Raw genomic sequence first — 18067 nt, forward strand, 5'->3', positions numbered from 1 at the left:
TCCTGCCGGGCAGTCGACTATGTTGATGACAGGTTCCTTATAAGGATTTAGCCTATGTTGCTGCGAAATGTGTTTGCCGGTGTGCTTGCCATGCTGTTTAGTGTTGCCGTTCAGGCCGAAGAAGCGCCGCGTGACCCCTATGTGCATTTCTTCAACCAGTCACTGGGGGATTTCTCCGAGGAGCTGCAGGTTGCCAGGGAAGAGGGCAAGAAGGCGGTCATGCTGTTTTTCGAACAGGATGAATGCCCGTTCTGTCATTACATGAAAAATACCGTGCTGAATCAGCCCGAGGTACAGGACTACTTCCGTAAGAATTTTGCCCTGTTCGCCATCGATATCGAGGGTGACGTGGAAATGACCGACTTTGAAGGTCAGACCATGAAAATGAAGGATTTCGCCTTCAAGCTGAACCGTGTGCGTGCGACACCGGTTATTGCCTTTTACGATATGGAAGGCAAGCGTGTCGTCCGCCATATTGGTAAGACCTCGGGTAAGGATGAATTCATGTTGCTGGGACGCTTTGTCGCGGAAGAGACATACAAAGAAATGCGCTTTACCAAGTACAAGCGCGAACAACGAAAAAAATAAAAATTATAGAATGCGTTCGGGTAGGTTCTGTTGATGTCACGTACTTCACTGTATAGCCGGTGTGTGTTGGTAGCGCTAGCTGGCATCGCTACACTGGCCAGCGCCGAAGATGAAACCCTCACCATGCCGGAAACGATTACGCTGGAGTTTGCCCTGCAACAGGCAGACAGCAGCCACCCGGAACTCGAACAGGCGCGTGCGGCGATCGACCTGGCCGAATCAGAACGTCTGAATGCCGAGGCCCTGACCGGCACGAATGTCTCTATCGACGCGCGCGTCCGTTACGTCGAGCCGAGCACCAGTGCTGCGGACCAGAGTCACGATGACAGCAGCATCAGCCTGCTGGCGAGTAAAAACCTCTACGACTTTGGCCGTAGCGCCGCTGCCGAACAGGCCGCCGCCGCCGTCATACAGGGAGAACAAAAAAACCTCATTGATGCGCGCAACCAGCGGCGTCTGGAAATCATGCAGCGCTATTTCGATACCTTGCTGGCGGACCTCGAGTACCTGCGTGATAACGAGGATATGGCCACGGCCTTTATCCGTTTCGACAAGGCGCGTGATCGCCGCGAAGTAGGGCAGCTCTCCGACATAGAAGTACTCGATGCACAAAACGGTTACGAACAGGTACGTCTGCGGCGCTATCGTAGTGAGGCCAGCCAGCGCAGTACCCGGGCACGCCTGGCATTTGCCATGAACCTCCCCAACCAGTTACCCGCCACCCTGCAAGCCCCCGAGCTGGCATCCTTGCAACGTGAGCTCCCGGATATTGAGCTATTGCAGGAGCAGGCCAGAAAGAATAATCCCCTCCTGCATGCCGCCAAGGCGCGCATACAGGCCGCACAGGCCCGTGTTGATGAGGCGCATGCTACGTATAACCCGGTTCTGAGTGGAGAGTTCGAGGCCAGTGAATACAATCGTACCTTTGGTTCGCGCGACGATGTGCGCGTGGGTCTGCGCCTGAATATCCCGCTTTTATCCGGTGGCAGCGACAAGGCACTGGTTGCCCAACAGCGGGCAAAGTTACGTCTGGCACGGGCAAGCCTCACTGAGCAACAATGGATACTGGAGCAGGCTGTGCTGGATACCTGGCTGGAACTGGGTTCATTAAAGGCGCAAATGGATCAGGCCACCGCACAGTTGAATTACCGCGAGTTATACCTGGACCAACGCCGGGCGCTCTATGAACTGGAGACCGAGGCCAATCTCGGTGATGCCATGGTGCAGATTTCAGAGGCACAGCGTTACATGGCCGAAACCCGATTTAAAACCGCGATGGCATGGGCGCGTCTTGATGCCTTGCTGGGTAAACCCGTCTATGCACAGGCACCGGTTGCGACCGGGGAGGGCAAACAATAATGGTGTGTTCACGTAATATTTTTTTGCAAAGTCTAATCGTCGGCGTATCGCTGCTGCTGAGCCTTAATACGGTGCTGGCGGCGAATATCGACGCCACCGTGAACTGGTCGCAACGCGTGGAAATGAGCACAGGGGTGTCGGGCATGGTCGCCGAGGTCAATGCGAAGACCGGTGAACGTGTCGAGAAGGGGCAGCTGTTGTTGGCGCTGGATGCCACACGTTACCAGGCGGCAGTGTTACAGGCCCGGGCCGCACAACGCACCGCCCGATACGCCCTGGCGGAGGCCAAGCGCGAATGGGAACGTGCCCAGGAACTTTATGACCGTACGGTATTGTCCGATCGTGACCTGCAACTGGCTGAAAATGCCTACGTTGCCGCACAGGCCAGTCAGGCAAAGGCCGATGCCGCGCTGGCCAATGCCGACAAGGACCTGGCTGACAGCATGATCCGTGCACCCTTTGCCGCTGTAGTGATCGCTCGTCAGGTCGAGGTCGGACAGACCGTTGTTAGCCAGTTACAGGCCGTGCCCATGTTGACCCTCGCCGCCAGTGATGCCTACATCGCCCGGGGCCGGTTAACGGTTTCCGATCTGAGTGCCCTGCGTATTGGCGAGGCCGTTGATGTCAGTACCGGTGGCCAGCGTTACCGGGGTGAGATCGTTGAACTGGGTATGGAACCGGTCGATGCCCAGCAAGGGCTGTATGCCGTCGCCGTCCGCTTCCCTGCCGCCACCGATGTGGTACGTTTCGGGCAACACGCGGTGATCCATTTGCCATGAAGCCGTGTGTCCACTGTATCGTGAGTGGGCATGTGCAAGGGGTGTTTTACCGTGCCGCCACCCAGGAACAGGCACTGAGCCTGGGCCTTAAGGGCTGGGTAAGAAACTTGGCCGATGGCCGGGTCGAACTCAAGGCCTGTGGTCCGGCACAACAACTGCAACAACTTCAGGACTGGCTCTGGCAAGGTCCGCCGCATGCGCAGGTTAACGACGTGGTGTGCGAAGAAGTAGAGGCGCTTGAAGTCAGCACGACATTCGAAGTGCGAGTTTAAGTACACCCATGTGCATCATCAGTAGGGTGCGCAAAGCGCACCCTACTTCTAATTCATAAATTATCTGCGATACCAACGCTTGGCCAGCGCATCCAGGACCTTGTCTGAATAACGGGTGCTGCCGAGGCTGCCGTTATAACGCGCCAATCCGCGCACCAGGTTACCCCGTTCCTTGTTGATATAGTGTCGCAGGATCGTGCAGCCCATACGCAGGTTGGTGCGCAGGTGAAACAGGTTGTCATCCGGCTTGCCGATCTCCTTGAGCCAGAAGGGCATGATCTGCATCATGCCGCGGGCACCGACACGCGAGATGGCAAAACGATCAAAATTGCTCTCGACATGAATCACGGACAGGACCAGCTCGGGGGGCAACTCGGCACGGCTGGCTTCGTAATGGACGTGCTTAAGAAGGTTCAGGCGTTCCCGGGTATCGGGGACACGTTTCTCAAGTCGGTTCGACATGTCCAGCAGCCAGACCTCGGCATCAAAGCGGTCTTCAAAACTGTCGGCACTGTTAATGGCCTTGCTTAGCAGGTCACGCAGTTCGTTATCGGGGTGTTCCTGTGTGGCGGCAAGTGCATGCGAGGAAACTACCAAACCGGTGCACACCAGCAGCAGCGCCGCCACGCCGCGCCGTAACCGCAAAAGGGCGGTTGGAGAATAGAAGGCAAAAAATCGATGTACGGCTATCATCTTTGCACCCTTAACCAGAACTCTCGTCAGAGACAAATTTTCTCTTTCAGGAACTCAATCACGCTGTCCAATGCAATCTCGGTCTTGTCGGTATCGCGGCGGCCCTTGTACTCGAGCGTGCCGGCATCCAGGCCTTTCTCGCCGACGACGATACGGTGTGGAATACCCACCAACTCCATATCCGCGAACATGACGCCGGGGCGTTCCTTGCGGTCATCAAACAGCACATCAAAACCGGCCGCCTGTAACTGAGTATAGAGGCTTTCCGTGGCTTCGCGAACGCGCTGCGACTTATGCATATTCATCGGCAGCAGGGCGACGTTAAACGGCGCGATGGCATCCGGCCAGATAATGCCGTTGTCATCATGGTTTTGCTCTATGGCGGCAGCCACCACGCGGGTCACGCCGATGCCGTAACAGCCCATGGTCATGGTCTGCTGCTTGCCGTTTTCATCCAGCACATTGGCATCCATGGCGGCACTGTATTTCTGGCCGAGCTGGAATATGTGACCGACCTCGATGCCACGGGCGATCGACAGTGTGCCCTGGCCATCCGGGCTGGGGTCGCCTTCAAGCACGTTACGTATGTCCACTATAGCAGCCGGTTCCGGCAGGTCGCGGACCCAGTTCACACCGGTGAGGTGTTTGCCCTCTGTGTTGGCACCACAGACAAAGTCGGCCAGGGCCGCGGCGGCGCGATCCACCATGACAGGAATATTAAGTCCTATCGGGCCGAGCGAACCGACCTTGCAGCCAATAGCCTTGTGGATGATTTCTTCATCCGCCATGGTCAGCGGGCTGGCCACGCCTTCCAGCTTTTCGGCCTTGATGCTGTTCAGTTCGTGGTCACCACGTAGCACCAGGGCCACCAGGCCATCGTCCTTACCCTTAACAATCAGGGTCTTCAGGCATTGCGAACTCTCCACCTTGAGGAACTGGCTGACCTCCTCAATGCTGTGCTGGTTGGGTGTCTCCACCGTGGCCATCTCGGCCATAGCGGCAGGGCGTTCGGTCATGCACACGGCCTCGGCCAGCTCGACATTGGCGGCGTAGTCGCTGCCGTCACTGAAGGCGATGGCATCTTCACCGGAGGCGGCGAGCACGTGGAACTCGTGCGAGACGGCGCCGCCGATGCTGCCGGTATCGGCATGCACGGGACGGAACTCGAGGCCGAGGCGGCTGAAGATGCGCGTGTAGGCCGCGTGCATGATGGCGTAGGTCTCGTCGAGCGAGTCCTGATCGAGGTGAAAGGAATAGGCATCCTTCATCATGAACTCGCGGGCGCGCATGACACCGAAGCGCGGCCGGATCTCGTCGCGGAACTTGGTCTGGATCTGGTAGAAGCTGGCCGGCAGTTGCTTGTAGCTGCGCAGCTCGCGGCGGATAAGATCCGTGATAACCTCCTCGTGGGTTGGGCCAAGGCAGAACTCGCGGCTATGGCGGTCATGGATGCGCAGCAGCTCCGGGCCATACTGCTCCCAGCGGCCGGACTCCTGCCACAGCTCGGCGGGCTGGACCACCGGCATGAGCAGTTCCTGCGCCCCGGCGCGGTCCATCTCCTCGCGGATAATGGCCTCGACCTTGCGCAGCACGCGCAGCCCCATCGGCAGCCAGTTATACAGGCCGGCGGCCATCTTGCGGATAAGCCCGGCGCGGAGCATGAGCTGGTGGCTGATCACCTCGGCATCGGCCGGGGTTTCCTTGACGGTGGCGAGCAGGAATCGGGAAGTGCGCATAGCAGTAGTCTTTATATAAGGTGATGAAAGAGGGGCTATTCTACTTGGTTTTGGGTCTCTCAGGTACACGCAGTTACTCAAATGCGGCTTTCGATTCTCCCCCTTGACGGGGGAGGGCTATCTACAATACTTCCCCTCCTCCTCGAAGGGGAGGGCTACCTATAATACTTCCCTTCCCCCTTGACGGGGAGGGATACCTACAATACTTCCCCTCCCCCTTGACGGGGGAGGGCTAGGGTGGGGGGGGGTAATATATAAAGCAGACCTGAAAAAACTACTTATTCTTCAACTCATCCGGCACAGGCAATACATTCACATCACTGCGCGCCTCCACGCGCTCAAACGGCGTGCCCTCGGGGGGCGGGGCCTGGGTGTACTGCCACTGGCCAGCGGTATCACGCCATTTATACACCGCCATCGAGGCCGGCTGCAGGCCCGAGGATTTCAGCAAGTCGGTGGCCTCGCGGCGCAACGCTGGATTCAGGTAAAAAAACACCGCGGCGGCAAGACCGAGTAAGAGCAGGATGAGAAGGAGTTTTTTCATAGTGATTAATTATAGGCCTTTGTAAGCCGAAGCCTACCCCTATATGGGAGTTATTCTGAAAGTTAAGGAAGATGTTTGACAGGGCTGTGGGCGAGGGGTTTAATCGGCTGAAGGGAAGATATCACTTATAAGGGAATGGTCGGGGGCTCAGGGATGAATAACTATTTCTCATACATCTTATCCATCTAGCAGGGCTTTTCTTTTACATGATGGCCTCCTGGCAGAAAAATTTAATAAAAATTGATCCTTAGAGTGTGAAGGTTGGGAAGGTGAAACGGGGTAGACCGAGGCAGGGTATTGAAGTGCCCCCACTTTTCCGGACACTCGGTTAAGCAACATTTAGCGTCTCAACCGCTACTGGCGAGTGATAGCTTATAAATCGGGGAGATAGGTATTTTAATTTCAGATACGGGGCCGTAGCTCAGCTGGGAGAGCGTCGCGTTCGCAATGCGAAGGTCGGGAGTTCGATCCTCCTCGGCTCCACCATTTATAAATACAATGGCCCACAGGCAGGCCAGAGTGGAGCAATAGGTCAGTACACTTGAAATTGCCTGCATATATTCTCACTCAGTCATCATTCAGGGAGAAATGACCATGCCAGTGATCATCGATTGTCCAGGACAACACACCTTTACCAGTAGCAAGACCCGTACAAGTTGGGGTGTCTCCACGTCTTCAAACCGCAGGACGGCGATTGCACGTGCGCAGGCAGCGGTATTGAACGACTTAACCAATCAGATCAATGCGGCGCAGTGCGCGCCGGGTTGCCTGAAGGTGCCGGGCGGAACGAATGCCCCGGTGCCGACCGCGACATGCGAGCGCAAGTGGTGGGCCTTGTGGATTGTGGTGCGCTGCGCATCCACCGCCACCGCTTCGGCCACGGTACAATGCACTGTTCAGGGTTAGTAGCCATTGAAAAAATCAACTTGATGGCGCGCGGGGTCTTGCCGTGAGGCCAGGGATCGTTCAGGCGTGTTTTTGTTGTTCCTGAAACGTGGCTTCGGCCTCAATCCAGTCGGTCAGGGCATCCCACTGTAGAATATCGGCCTTGTTACTCGAAGATTTGATCTCCTGAATGCCGCAACCCTGTTCGGCAGCGCGGGTGTAGTTTTGTGTGTCGCGCAGTCGAGCGATAACGGGGATATCGAGGCTTTTCAGGAAGCGTTCCAGCGCGCGGAAGGAAAGGGTGTTAATGCGCACACGGTTGGCAACAATCCCGAGGCGGATGCCTCGTTCGCGGACTTTTCCAATCAGTAACAAGTCGCGAATAAAATCTGCCGTGGTTTGAATATCGATAGGCGAGGGCAGTACCGGCACGAGGATGTCGTCGACTGCCTGCAGTTGTTGCAGTAGGTCAGCCACCTTCAGCCCCGCCGGGGTATCAATGATCGCCCGTTCGGTATTGTCCGGTACACGCAGCAACCACGAGCGGGTAACGTTCTGCGCAGGGTTGTGCGAGGCATTAATGCCGTGGATAGGGGGATGGTTGGTTTTTTCACGTTGGCGTAACCAGCGTAGACTGGAGAGCTGTTCATCGTAGTCGAACAGCGCGGTGCGATAGCCCTTTGAGGCATAGGCACTGGCGAGATTGGTAGCAAGTGTACTCTTGCCACACCCGCCTTTTGCATTGGTGATGAGAATACGACGCATGTCTGGTTCGTCCTGAACGTCTATTCAGTTAGATTGACTAATTAAAATTCTAGTCCAATCTTAGGGCTTTTCATAGTGTTTATATTGTGCCCCTGGCGGGTAGGGATGCCAGAGCTAAATAAGCTACTGCTGATATAGCCGGCATGGCTCGGCCAATACCTTTCCTTAAGCCCCCGATTTTTCGCTAAAATTAGGTTAGTATTTATTGTCAGATCAATATCCCTGAAAAAAGTGGTTGTCTAAATGCTGGAATCGTCCTTTCGTATAGGTACCATCGCGGGCATCCGCATTGGTGTGCATTACACCTGGTTCATCATTTTCTTCCTGTTGAGCAGTTCGCTCCTGGCCCTGTTTATGGACAGACACCCGGAGTGGGATACCCTCACCTCGTTGCTGACGGCGGCGATCACCACGCTGTTGTTTTTTGCCAGTATCATCCTCCACGAACTCGGCCACAGCCTGGTTGCCATTGCCCGCGGTATCCGTGTGCAATCGATCACATTGTTTATTTTCGGTGGTGTGGCACAGACGGAAAAGGAATCCGCTACCGCCGCTACCGAGTTCTGGATTGCGATTGCCGGCCCGGCGGTGAGCCTGGCCCTTGCCGGCCTGTTTTATCTCCTCAAGTGGTGGTGGGGCGGGTACAGCGCTATCGCGTTCGAATCACTCGACTGGCTGATGACCATTAACCTGGTCGTGGCGCTCTTTAACCTTATACCCGGGTTCCCGCTTGATGGCGGGCGCGTGTTTCGTGCCCTGGTGTGGATGGCCACGGGCAACGCCATGAAGGGCATGCAATGGGCCGTGCTCGGTGGCAGGCTGGTTGCCTACGGCCTCATGTTCATGGGCCTGTTGACCGTGTTGCAGACGGGTCTGTTGATAAACGGTATCTGGCTCATGGGTATTGGCTGGTTCCTGCTCAGTGCCGCAGAGGCCAGTGGCCGCGCCTATGTTACCGACCAACTCGTCGGCGGGCTTAGCGTTGGCGATATTATGCGCAAGGATGTGCCCGTGGTGTCCGCACAGATGAGCGTACTCGACTGGGTTGATGAACACGTGTTGCTGAGCAGTCAGCGCGCCTACCTGGTCAAGCAGGGCGATAGCATTATCGGCCTCGTAACCCTGAGCGATGCCACCGCGCTGCCGCGCCAGCAGTGGGCGGATACTTCGGTGCGGGAGATCATGACGGCACGCGAACGTCTTTATACCGTTAAACCCTCAAGTGGTGTAAAGGAGGTGCTCATTCTGATGCGCGACCATGCCCTCAATCAGGTGCCGGTGGTTGAGGCTGGCGATATCGTCGGCTGGATAGATCGCGAGTACCTGCTGAAGATATTGCAGTTGCATAGTGAGACCGGGCGTTAATCGTACTCTCGAGGTGTTTCTGGTTTCATCTGTTCAGCGAATACAAACAGCATTCAATAAACCCTGTGATCACAGGGGTAAATCATTATTGTCGGGACATATAACAATACTGAATTAATGGTAATGAATTGAATATTCATGCCGATAATAAGGTACCAGTTTCATCGTCACAGCATCGCAACACCAGACCAGTTGTCGGGAGTAACCTTTATGTTTCGAAATCTAAGTATCCAGCTAAAATTAACCGCTGCAAACGGGATTGTTATAGTCTTGTTTGTTTTGGCACTGTGGAGTGCGTTGGGCGGAATGTTCTCGGCAGCAGAAGAGTCAGACCGGTTCTTTAAGGACAATCTGGTTCGCCAAACGGCGTACCAGAATATGTTTTCCGATGGCCTGCTGTCAGGTGTGGCGCTGCGTAACCTGGTGCTCAAACCACACTTGAAAAAACCCTATAAGGTTGTACCTGCAGCAATCAAGCGTTTTGACGAGGCGTTTAGTCTTGCCCAGTCTGTTTCGTCACAGGATGCCTCAAGACAAGAGAGTTATGCGGTAATCAAGAAACACTGGGAGTTATGTCGTAAAGCAAAAATGGAGGTGCTTGATCTCGTCAAGTCCGGTGATATCGAAGCCGCCACAAATAAGCTTACAACAGAAGAGCACCCTAACTGGCAGAAAGTCCGTGTTGAGGTTCAGAAACTGACTAATGCCGAACAGGCACATAATAGTGAGGTTCAACTAAACATGGTTTCACGCAATAAAGAAACCCTGAATAGAACGCTGATTATTACTGTTATTGCGATATTCACAAGTGTATTGATAGGCTTCTTTATTATACGCAGTATCAAAAAGGCGTTTACCAATGTGGTGACGTCGCTTAATGATATTGCCAGCGGTGAAGGTGATCTGACCCAGCGTATGGAAGAAACCGGTGCAAAAGAAGTCGTTGAGCTGTCTGCCAGTTTCAACGTCTTTATCGCCAAAATCCAGAACTTGATCAGGGAAATAGCGTCAACCAGTGAGCAGTTTATCATTTCCGTTAAACAGTTAACGGAACTCAGTGTGGAGACAAAACTTAATATCAATCAACAGGAAGACAAGATTGAGCAAGTTGCCACGGCCATGAATGAAATGACTGCAACGGTTCAGGAAGTTGCGCGAAATGCCAGTGATGCCTCTGCATCGGCACAGGCTGCAGATAAGGAGTCTGAAAATGGCCAGCAGGTTGTTGCAGAAGTGACCAAGTCGATAAATGACCTGGCGGCAGATGTGCAGACGACCTCAACAGCCATTAACACCCTGGAAAAAGATACCGAACAAATTGGTTCTGTCCTGGATGTTATTAAGGGTATTGCCGAACAGACTAACCTGCTGGCACTGAATGCCGCGATTGAGGCCGCCCGCGCCGGGGAACAGGGTCGTGGTTTTGCGGTCGTTGCCGACGAAGTGCGTACATTGGCCAGCCGTACCCAGGAATCTACCCAGGAGATTCAGGAAATGATTGAGCGCCTGCAGATAGGCGCCAAGGGTGCCGTTCAGGCCATGGAACACGGGCAACAGAAAACCCTGACTACAGTGGATAAGGCCCAGCTGGCGGGGCAGGCACTGACGGCCATTACCCGTGCGGTTTCAAATATTGCAGAGCAAAATGGTCAAATTGCGGTGGCGGCAGAAGAACAGTCGTATGTGGCTGAGGACATAAACCAGAACGTTGTCGGTATTAACACGCTGGCCGTACAGGCGGCACACGATGCCGAAAAGGCCGCTGCTGCCAGTCAGGAGATGGAACGCACGGCGTATGACCTGCAACAAATGATTAGTGTGTTTAAAGTATAAGTATCATGGATGTAAATTGAGCGCTTGTTGCCGGGGTGTAGACGGAAGGGATTCCAGCTGTGCCCCGGCATGCTTGGTTTTGTATTGCATTTTCAGATTATTAGGGCTTAAGACTGTTAAGAAGGGCCTTAATGCATTGCACATTACTTTTTACCATGCGGGTACCCTGTTCTATCTTGGCCGTTGCGACCATGCCCCGGCTGACCGTCAGTAGAAAATGCGAAAATTCTTTCAGATCCATATCGCCGGGTAGCTCAGCCCTTTGTTGTGCATTTTTCAGCACGGCATAGAAGGCGTCTTCATGATGGTGGGCAAAGCCTTGTATAACGGAGCGTGCCTCCAGGTCTGCAGAGCATAATTCCATGGAGGTATTGAGCAGAAAACAGCCGTTCACCACAGACTGATTCTCCAGCACCCCCTGCAAGACATCGAAAAAGCGGTGCAGTGATTTAATCCCATCTTCCGCCACCAGCGAATCAAGCAGCACCTGCCCGGCACCGGCGGCATAACGCTTTAACGTGGCCAGAAACAGTGCATGTTTATTGCCAAAGGTATTGTAAATACTGAATTTGTTGATCCCCAGCCCCTGCTCCAGTTCCTTCATGGAAGTGGCCTCATAGCCCTTCTCCCAGAACAGGTGCATGGCCTTGTCGAGGACCTCATCAGGATCAAATTCCTTGCTACGCCCCATCTTGGCACCATTTCGTTTAATCTAACCGTATAGTTATAAATATTGCACCATAACTGATACTAGTCAAGTTACTATAATCATAGATCTATCTAATCCTCTGTAAAACAAAAGAAATCTTGTTAGGGGAAACCACGAGGAGTTTTTCTTGACCGGATGGTTAGCTTCGATCTAATATCTAACCGTTCGTTTTGATAATAACAGTCAACAAAGGAGACCCGAATGTCCCAGTCCAGCTCTCTCAATGAGCAATGTCAGGCCACCGTCGCCAATTTCATGCAGAACCTGGATGAACCGCAACGCCAGACCGTGACGCAGAGTTTCGAGAAGATCATGCAGTCTGAGCTAGGTATAAAGGCGAAAAGACCTGGCGACACGGCACCCACCTTTGCACTCACCAACAGCCGCGGCGGTATGACAGAACTCCCCGACTTGCTGGAGCAAGGCCCGCTGGTGATCAGCTTTTACCGTGGCGGCTGGTGTCCGTTTTGTAACCTCGAATTTCGGGCCCTGACGGATATCCTGCCGGAGATACAATCCCTGGGGGCAAACCTGATCGGTATTTCACCAGAAACCCCGCAGAATGCAAAAGAGACGGTTCGCGTCCATGAGCTTGGCTTTGATGTGCTCAGCGATATAGGCAACAAGACCGCGCGTGGTTACGGCCTGCTCATGGAGGTTTTCGAGGAAATGCGACCTTTGTACCTGGAGTGGGGAATGGATATACCGGCCGCCAATGGGGATGCCAGTTATGAGATCCCCATCCCGGCAACCTACGTTATCGCCACCGATGGCACGATTGTCGCGGCGCACGTCGATAAAAACTATACGATGCGCATGGAGCCGGTAGATATTCTTGATGCCTTGCGCAATCTTTAACAACACGATATAAAAAAACATATTCATACACAATGAATAAAGCGGAGTATTACATGACGACGACAGATCTTTTTACCCCTTTGCAACTCGGCCCAAGCCTGTTAAAAAACCGGATGGTTATGGCCCCACTGACACGCAATCGTGCAACGACCGAACTGGTGCCACAGGCCATCAATGTTGAATACTATAAACAACGCGCCAGTGCCGGGTTGATCATCACCGAGGCGAGTCCGATCTCAACACAGGGCGTTGGTTATCCGCTGACGCCGGGGATTTTCACACAGGCGCAAACCGATGGCTGGAAAAAAGTGGTGGATGCCGTGCATGAGAAGGGCGGCCACATTTTTATACAGCTATGGCATGTCGGCCGTATCTCGCATCCCTCTTTCCATGAAAATGATGCCTTGCCCGTTGCACCTTCCGCGATTCGCCCTGCAGGTGATGCCTTTACCTATACAGGCCTGCAGCCATTTGTCACACCGCGCGCACTGGCAACCGAAGAACTTGCCGGCATTGTTGAGCAATATCGTAAGGCCGCTGAATACGCCAAACAGGCGGGTTTTGATGGCATTGAGGTCCACGCGGCCAATGGCTATCTGCTGGATGAGTTCCTGCGTGATGGTACCAACCAGCGCACGGATGAGTATGGTGGTTCCGTGGAAAATCGCTGTCGCTTGTTAATGGAGGTCATTGATGCGGTCACTAGCGTCTGGCCTGCTAATCAGGTGGGTGTACGCATCTCACCTGAAAACAGCTTTAATGATATTCGTGACTCAGATCCACAGACAACCTTCAACGAGGTTGCCAAACGCCTGAGTACTGTTGGCCTGGCCTACCTGCATGCTGTTGAAGGTGACATAACTACGGGTGAACGCAAGGTGAATTATCGTGAAATAAAAGACCATTTCGGTGGCCTCTATATGGCGAATTATGCTTATGACCGGGAGCGGGCGCAAGCGGCCATTAAACAAGGTGATGTCGATATGGTCGCGTTTGGTGCCTTGTATATCGCCAACCCGGATCTGGTTGAACGCTTCAAGGTTAATGCCCCCCTCAACGCACCGGATCAAAATACCTTTTATGGTGGCGATGAGCACGGCTATACCGATTACCCGTTCATGCAGGCATAGTGACATCTGATGGGGTATCAGAAAATTATCGCTGCTATGCATCCCCGGTGATCGGGGCAATAGATATTATTCAAAATGCCTATCAGCCGCCGACCACTTGCCGCGTCGTTTAGCCAGCAGCAAGAGTCGGGTTCCGGCTTAGAAGGTGCCGCCGTTCCAACCCCACATCTTGCGCGGGGCATCGGCAAACTCGATATAAACCCGCTCTTTGGCCACACCGAGTTGTTTTTCGATTTCCAGACTCAAGATACGCGACAGGTCAGCGGTTTTGGCCTCCGGCAGGCCAATACTTTTCAGTTCTATGTAACAGGTGGGGTCAGGGCTGCCGGCAAACAGCATCGGCGTGGTGGGTTCGATGGCGACCATGACATAGCGTTCAGGTTTGCCCAGTTCCTCGGCAGTGAGGCTGGAAATGGCCTTGAGCAGGCTTTCACAGTGGGTTGCATCGAGTTCGACATTACTCTGGATCTTCACGAGGGGCATAGAGGCTACCTTACTTGCAGTATTGTTTGATCGCCTCGTTGGCCTGTGTGATGCGGGCCTGACGCTCTTCTTCCGCGAGCTGGGTGGCCTTGCCGTCTTTATCAATGGCGCGTATCCGAGGATGGGTTTGCAGGAATGTCAGGTTCTTGCGGGCCTGTTCACACTTGGCGGCCTGTTCGGCCTGTTCGGCAGCCTTCTTGTCGGCCTCGGCCTTGGCCTTGGCCTCATTCTCACGGCGCTCCTGAAAGCCCTCGAGACGTTTTTCCAACTCGCTCTGCACCTGCTGTGGATCAACGGCGGGTTTGGGCGGGGGCGTTACCTGGCTGAAGTCGCCTTTCGGCGGCGGGGTCTGGGTGTACTGGGTGATACCGTTTTCGTCCACCCACTTGTAGAGCGTGGCCATGGCCGGACTGGCCAGGCAGAGCAGGCCGGCAAATATGCTGGCGATTACGGTAGAGAACAGCTTGTTAGACATGCATAAGCCCCTTGTGCTGGTTTTGCCCAACTATAGCGCGAATGTGGAAAAGTCGTTAGTGACGCAGATCATGTGTCATGATTTTTTCCAATTTGTATCGAAAGCCCCGTTTTTTCAATGATATGCTTGACCCGGCGGCCCATTATAAGTACTTTCTCATATTGGCTTGGTATATGTGAAATGCCCTCATTTCGGGCAACTTTTCAGCCTTTTGTATGATTTTTGCTGACCGGAGGGCTCTATCTGGTCGGTGACGGGCTGTTAGTACTTCTCTATGTGCCTGTTATATAAGAATTTAATCGGAGATTCAAGACGTGCAACTGAACGGTGCCGAAATCCTGACCCATTTCCTGAAGGACGAGGGCGTAGAGTACGTCTTTGGCTATCCAGGTGGCGCGGTACTCTATATATACGATGAGCTGTTCAAGCAGCACGATGTGAAACACATCCTCGTACGCCATGAGCAGGGTGCCACGCACGCGGCCGACGGTTACGCACGTTCCACAGGCAAGCCCGGCGTGGTGCTGGTGACCTCAGGCCCGGGCGCGACCAATGCCGTCACCGGTATTGCCACGGCCTATATGGATTCAATCCCCATGGTCGTGATCACCGGCCAGGTGCCCACTTATGCCATTGGCTCTGATGCCTTCCAGGAAGTGGATGCGGTAGGCATTACTCGCCCGTGCGTAAAACACAACTTCCTCGTCAAGGATGTTAAGGACTTGGCCGAGACCCTGAAAAAGGCCTTTTACGTGGCGAGCACGGGTCGTCCCGGCCCGGTGGTGGTGGATATTCCAAAAGATGTCACCATGGCGAAGACCGACTATATGTTCCCGGAACAGATCGAGATGCGTTCCTATAACCCGGTCGTGAAGGGTCACCCCGGACAGGTCAAAAAGGCGGTTGAGCTGCTGTTAAAGGCCAAGCGCCCGATGATTTATTCCGGCGGTGGCGTAGTGCTCGGTGACGGCGCCAAGGAACTGATCGATTTCACCCAGCAACTGGGTGCACCGATCACGAATACCCTGATGGGCCTGGGGGCCTACCCGGCAACCGAAAAACAGTTTGTCGGCATGCTGGGTATGCACGGCACCTACGAGGCCAACATGGCGATGCACGAGTGCGATGTACTCGTCGCCGTCGGCGCGCGCTTCGATGACCGGGTGGTGGGCAAGATTGAACAGTTTTGCCCGGATGCGACGATTATTCATATTGATATCGACCCGGCCTCTATCTCAAAGAGTGTGGTCGTGGATGTGCCGATCGTCGGTGATGTGGCGACCGTGCTGAAAGACATGAGCACTATCATTCGTGACAGTAGCATCAAGCAGGACGAGAAGGCACTTAAGGCCTGGTGGAAGAAGATCGATGCATGGCGGGCTGTGAATTGCCTGAGCTATGATCGTCACAGTGCATTGATCAAGCCACAGTTTGCGATCGAAAAACTCTATGAGATCACCAATGGTGATGCTTATATCACCTCGGATGTCGGCCAGCACCAGATGTGGGCGGCACAGTTTTACAAGTTCGATAAGCCGCGTCGCTGGATCAACTCCGGTGGTCTGGGCACGATGGGCTTCGGCATGCCTGCCGCCATTGGTGTGCAGTTGGCGCATCCGGATGCGACCGTTGCTTGTGTGACCGGTGATGCAAGTATCCAGATGTGTATTCAGGAACTGAGTACGGCATTGCAATACAACACGCCGATCAAGATCATCAGCCTCAATAATCGCTATATGGGCATGGTGCGCCAGTGGCAGGAGTTCTTCTACGAGTCACGTTATTCGCACTCTTACATGGAAACGATCCCGGACTTCGTCAAGTTGACCGAGGCCTATGGCCATGTCGGCATGCGCATTGAGAAGCCGGCTGACCTGGAAGGGGCCATGCAGGAAGCCTTCGCTATGAAGGACCGCCTGGTCTTTATGGATATTGTTACCGATCAGGCTGAGAATGTTTATCCGATGATTGCCGCCGGTAAGGGGCACCACGAGATGCACCTTTCACCTGAGAGAGATTTAGCCTGATGCGACATATTGTTTCTATTTTGCTTGAGAATGAAGCCGGTGCCCTGTCTCGTGTGGCGGGCCTGTTTTCTGCGCGCGGTTATAATATCGAGTCATTGACCGTTGCACCGACAGAAGATCCATCATTATCACGGATGACACTGGTTACCCGTGGTTCGGATCAGATTATTGAACAAATCGTTAAACAACTGAACAAGTTGATTGATGTGGTGAAATTGATTGATTTGGCGGATGGTCCGCACATCGAGCGTGAAATGATGCTCATCAAGGTGCGCGCCGAAGGCAATGATTCCCGTGAAGAGATCAAGCGTCTGATTGATATCTTTCGTGGCCACATTATTGATGTCACAGACAGTAGTTACACATTGGAACTGACCGGGCCGGGCGAAAAGCTGGATGCCTTTATCCAGGCAGTTTCCGCGACGACTACGATTCTTGAAACAGTACGCTCTGGAGTATCCGGTATCGCCCGTGGTGCCAAGAGCCTGCATATTTAACAGATTTATTTTGAATATTATTGATTGAGGATGCCATGAATATTTATTACGACAAAGATGCTGACCTGAGCATCATCAAGGGCATGAATGTTGCCATTATTGGTTATGGTTCACAGGGCCATGCTCACGCCAACAATCTGAAAGACTCCGGTGTTAACGTGGTCGTGGGTCTGCGCAAGGGCTCTTCCTCTGCTGCCAAGGCCGAGGCCGCTGGTCTTGCCGTGAAGGAAGTGGCTGCTGCCGTGGCGGCTGCCGACCTGGTCATGATCCTGACACCGGATGAGTTCCAGTCAACGCTATACCGTGACGAGATCCAGCCAAACATCAAGCAGGGTGCGACACTGGCCTTCGCCCACGGTTTCAGTATTCACTACAACCAGGTGGTTCCACGTGCCGATCTTGACGTTATCATGATCGCACCGAAGGCCCCTGGTCATACCGTACGCAACGAATTCACTCGTGGCGGCGGTATCCCTGATTTGATCGCGATATACCAGGACGCCTCTGGCAAGGCCAAGGACACTGCACTGTCTTATGCCTCTGCCATTGGTGGTGGTCGTACCGGTATTATCGAAACGACCTTCAAAGATGAAACTGAAACAGACCTGTTTGGTGAGCAGGCCGTGCTGTGTGGCGGTGCCGTGGAACTGGTCAAGGCCGGTTTTGAGACCCTGACCGAAGCCGGTTATGCCCCGGAGATGGCTTACTTCGAGTGCCTGCATGAGCTGAAGTTGATCGTCGATCTCATGTACGAAGGTGGTATTGCCAACATGAACTACTCGATCTCGAACAATGCCGAGTATGGTGAATATGTGACAGGTCACAAGGTCATTAACGAAGAGAGTCGTTGGGCCATGCGTGAAGCCCTGGAAAATATCCAGAACGGTGAGTACGCCAAGCGCTTCATCCTTGAAGGTCAGTCCAATTACCCTGAAATGACTGCGCGTCGTCGTAACAATGCGGCCCACCCGATCGAGCAGACCGGTGCCAAGTTGCGTAGCATGATGCCCTGGATTACAGAAAACGCCCTGGTCGACAAGAGCAAAAACTAAGTTCAAAATAATCAAGC

General features: G+C 53.8%; 19 protein-coding genes and 1 tRNA gene. 13 read left to right on the plus strand and 7 right to left on the minus strand.

Features of this window, described 5'->3' with window-relative positions; all coding sequences use genetic code 11:
* Positions 1-54: 54 nt before the first annotated feature.
* Genes EL386_RS04750 through EL386_RS04765 form a run of 4 tightly spaced genes read left to right on the plus strand, consistent with a single transcriptional unit; the run spans position 55 to position 2998 of the window.
* Positions 55-588 (plus strand): thioredoxin family protein, encoded by a 534-nt coding sequence (locus tag EL386_RS04750; RefSeq protein ID WP_126453935.1) that lies wholly within the window; start codon positions 55-57, stop codon positions 586-588.
* A 33-nt stretch (positions 589-621) separates the two neighbouring features.
* Positions 622-1947: a TolC family protein gene (locus EL386_RS04755; RefSeq protein ID WP_126453937.1), complete on the plus strand. Its 1326-nt coding sequence runs from the start codon at positions 622-624 to the stop codon at positions 1945-1947.
* Positions 1947-2726: an efflux RND transporter periplasmic adaptor subunit gene (locus EL386_RS04760; RefSeq protein ID WP_126453939.1), complete on the plus strand. Its 780-nt coding sequence runs from the start codon at positions 1947-1949 to the stop codon at positions 2724-2726. The genes EL386_RS04755 and EL386_RS04760 overlap by 1 nt, the downstream gene beginning before the upstream one ends.
* Complete coding sequence (locus tag EL386_RS04765; protein WP_126453941.1) at positions 2723-2998, plus strand: acylphosphatase; 276 nt, start codon at positions 2723-2725, stop codon at positions 2996-2998. The genes EL386_RS04760 and EL386_RS04765 overlap by 4 nt, the downstream gene beginning before the upstream one ends.
* Positions 2999-3058: 60 nt before the next feature.
* Here the strand turns inward: EL386_RS04765 and EL386_RS04770 are convergent, their stop codons facing one another.
* The 3 genes from EL386_RS04770 to EL386_RS04780 all read right to left on the minus strand — a co-directional run bounded on the left by EL386_RS04770 (position 3059) and on the right by EL386_RS04780 (position 5971).
* Complete coding sequence (locus EL386_RS04770; RefSeq protein ID WP_126453943.1) at positions 3059-3691, minus strand: lytic transglycosylase domain-containing protein; 633 nt, start codon at positions 3689-3691, stop codon at positions 3059-3061.
* Positions 3692-3717: 26 nt separating this feature from the next.
* Complete coding sequence (locus EL386_RS04775) at positions 3718-5427, minus strand: proline--tRNA ligase (protein WP_126453945.1); 1710 nt, start codon at positions 5425-5427, stop codon at positions 3718-3720.
* 274 nt (positions 5428-5701) lie between these two features.
* Positions 5702-5971, minus strand: coding sequence for a DUF4124 domain-containing protein (locus EL386_RS04780; protein ID WP_126453946.1), 270 nt, complete (start codon positions 5969-5971; stop codon positions 5702-5704).
* 410 nt (positions 5972-6381) lie between these two features.
* Between EL386_RS04780 and EL386_RS04785 the strand changes: the two genes are divergently transcribed.
* Together EL386_RS04785 and EL386_RS04790 are read left to right on the plus strand one after the other, a co-directional pair.
* Positions 6382-6457, plus strand: a tRNA-Ala gene (locus EL386_RS04785).
* 108 nt (positions 6458-6565) lie between these two features.
* A complete protein-coding gene (locus EL386_RS04790) occupies positions 6566-6877 on the plus strand; it encodes a hypothetical protein (protein WP_126453948.1) in 312 nt (103 codons plus the stop codon).
* Positions 6878-6937: 60 nt separating this feature from the next.
* Here the strand turns inward: EL386_RS04790 and EL386_RS04795 are convergent, their stop codons facing one another.
* Positions 6938-7621, minus strand: coding sequence for a ParA family protein (locus EL386_RS04795; protein ID WP_126453951.1), 684 nt, complete (start codon positions 7619-7621; stop codon positions 6938-6940).
* 243 nt (positions 7622-7864) lie between these two features.
* Here EL386_RS04795 and EL386_RS04800 point away from each other — a divergent pair, with 243 nt between their 5' ends.
* Both EL386_RS04800 and EL386_RS04805 read left to right on the plus strand, forming a co-directional pair.
* Positions 7865-8986 (plus strand): site-2 protease family protein, encoded by a 1122-nt coding sequence (locus tag EL386_RS04800; protein WP_126453953.1) that lies wholly within the window; start codon positions 7865-7867, stop codon positions 8984-8986.
* Between the two features lie 210 nt (positions 8987-9196).
* Entirely contained in the window at positions 9197-10819 is a 1623-nt protein-coding gene (locus EL386_RS04805) for a methyl-accepting chemotaxis protein (protein ID WP_172597617.1), read from the plus strand.
* 100 nt (positions 10820-10919) lie between these two features.
* Here EL386_RS04805 and EL386_RS04810 read toward each other — a convergent pair whose 3' ends face one another.
* The gene (locus EL386_RS04810) at positions 10920-11510 is read right to left on the minus strand and encodes a TetR/AcrR family transcriptional regulator (protein WP_126453957.1); all 591 of its coding nucleotides are present in this window, start codon (positions 11508-11510) and stop codon (positions 10920-10922) included.
* A 219-nt stretch (positions 11511-11729) separates the two neighbouring features.
* On the opposite strand from EL386_RS04810, the gene EL386_RS04815 reads away from it, so the two are divergent.
* On the plus strand, positions 11730-12386 hold the full coding sequence (locus EL386_RS04815; RefSeq protein ID WP_126453959.1) for a peroxiredoxin-like family protein: 657 nt from the start codon (positions 11730-11732) through the stop codon (positions 12384-12386).
* Positions 12387-12439: 53 nt separating this feature from the next.
* Entirely contained in the window at positions 12440-13516 is a 1077-nt protein-coding gene (locus EL386_RS04820; RefSeq protein ID WP_126453961.1) for an alkene reductase, read from the plus strand.
* Between the two features lie 138 nt (positions 13517-13654).
* Here EL386_RS04820 and EL386_RS04825 read toward each other — a convergent pair whose 3' ends face one another.
* Entirely contained in the window at positions 13655-13999 is a 345-nt protein-coding gene (locus EL386_RS04825; protein WP_126453963.1) for a phenylpyruvate tautomerase MIF-related protein, read from the minus strand.
* Positions 14000-14009: 10 nt separating this feature from the next.
* Positions 14010-14474, minus strand: a complete 465-nt coding sequence (locus tag EL386_RS04830) for a DUF4124 domain-containing protein (protein WP_126453965.1) — start codon at positions 14472-14474, stop codon at positions 14010-14012.
* 314 nt (positions 14475-14788) lie between these two features.
* On the opposite strand from EL386_RS04830, the gene EL386_RS04835 reads away from it, so the two are divergent.
* The 3 genes from EL386_RS04835 to ilvC are packed head-to-tail and all read left to right on the plus strand — an operon-like array spanning position 14789 to position 18050.
* On the plus strand, positions 14789-16501 hold the full coding sequence (locus EL386_RS04835; protein ID WP_126453967.1) for an acetolactate synthase 3 large subunit: 1713 nt from the start codon (positions 14789-14791) through the stop codon (positions 16499-16501).
* Positions 16501-16998, plus strand: coding sequence for an acetolactate synthase small subunit (ilvN, locus tag EL386_RS04840; protein ID WP_126453969.1), 498 nt, complete (start codon positions 16501-16503; stop codon positions 16996-16998). Before EL386_RS04835 ends, ilvN begins: the two co-directional genes overlap by 1 nt.
* 35 nt (positions 16999-17033) lie before the next feature.
* Positions 17034-18050, plus strand: a complete 1017-nt coding sequence (gene ilvC, locus EL386_RS04845; RefSeq protein WP_126453971.1) for a ketol-acid reductoisomerase — start codon at positions 17034-17036, stop codon at positions 18048-18050.
* Positions 18051-18067 lie beyond the last annotated feature (17 nt).

Origin of the sequence: Sulfuriflexus mobilis (assembly GCF_003967195.1) — a bacterium.
Taxonomy (GTDB): domain Bacteria; phylum Pseudomonadota; class Gammaproteobacteria; order AKS1; family AKS1; genus Sulfuriflexus; species Sulfuriflexus mobilis.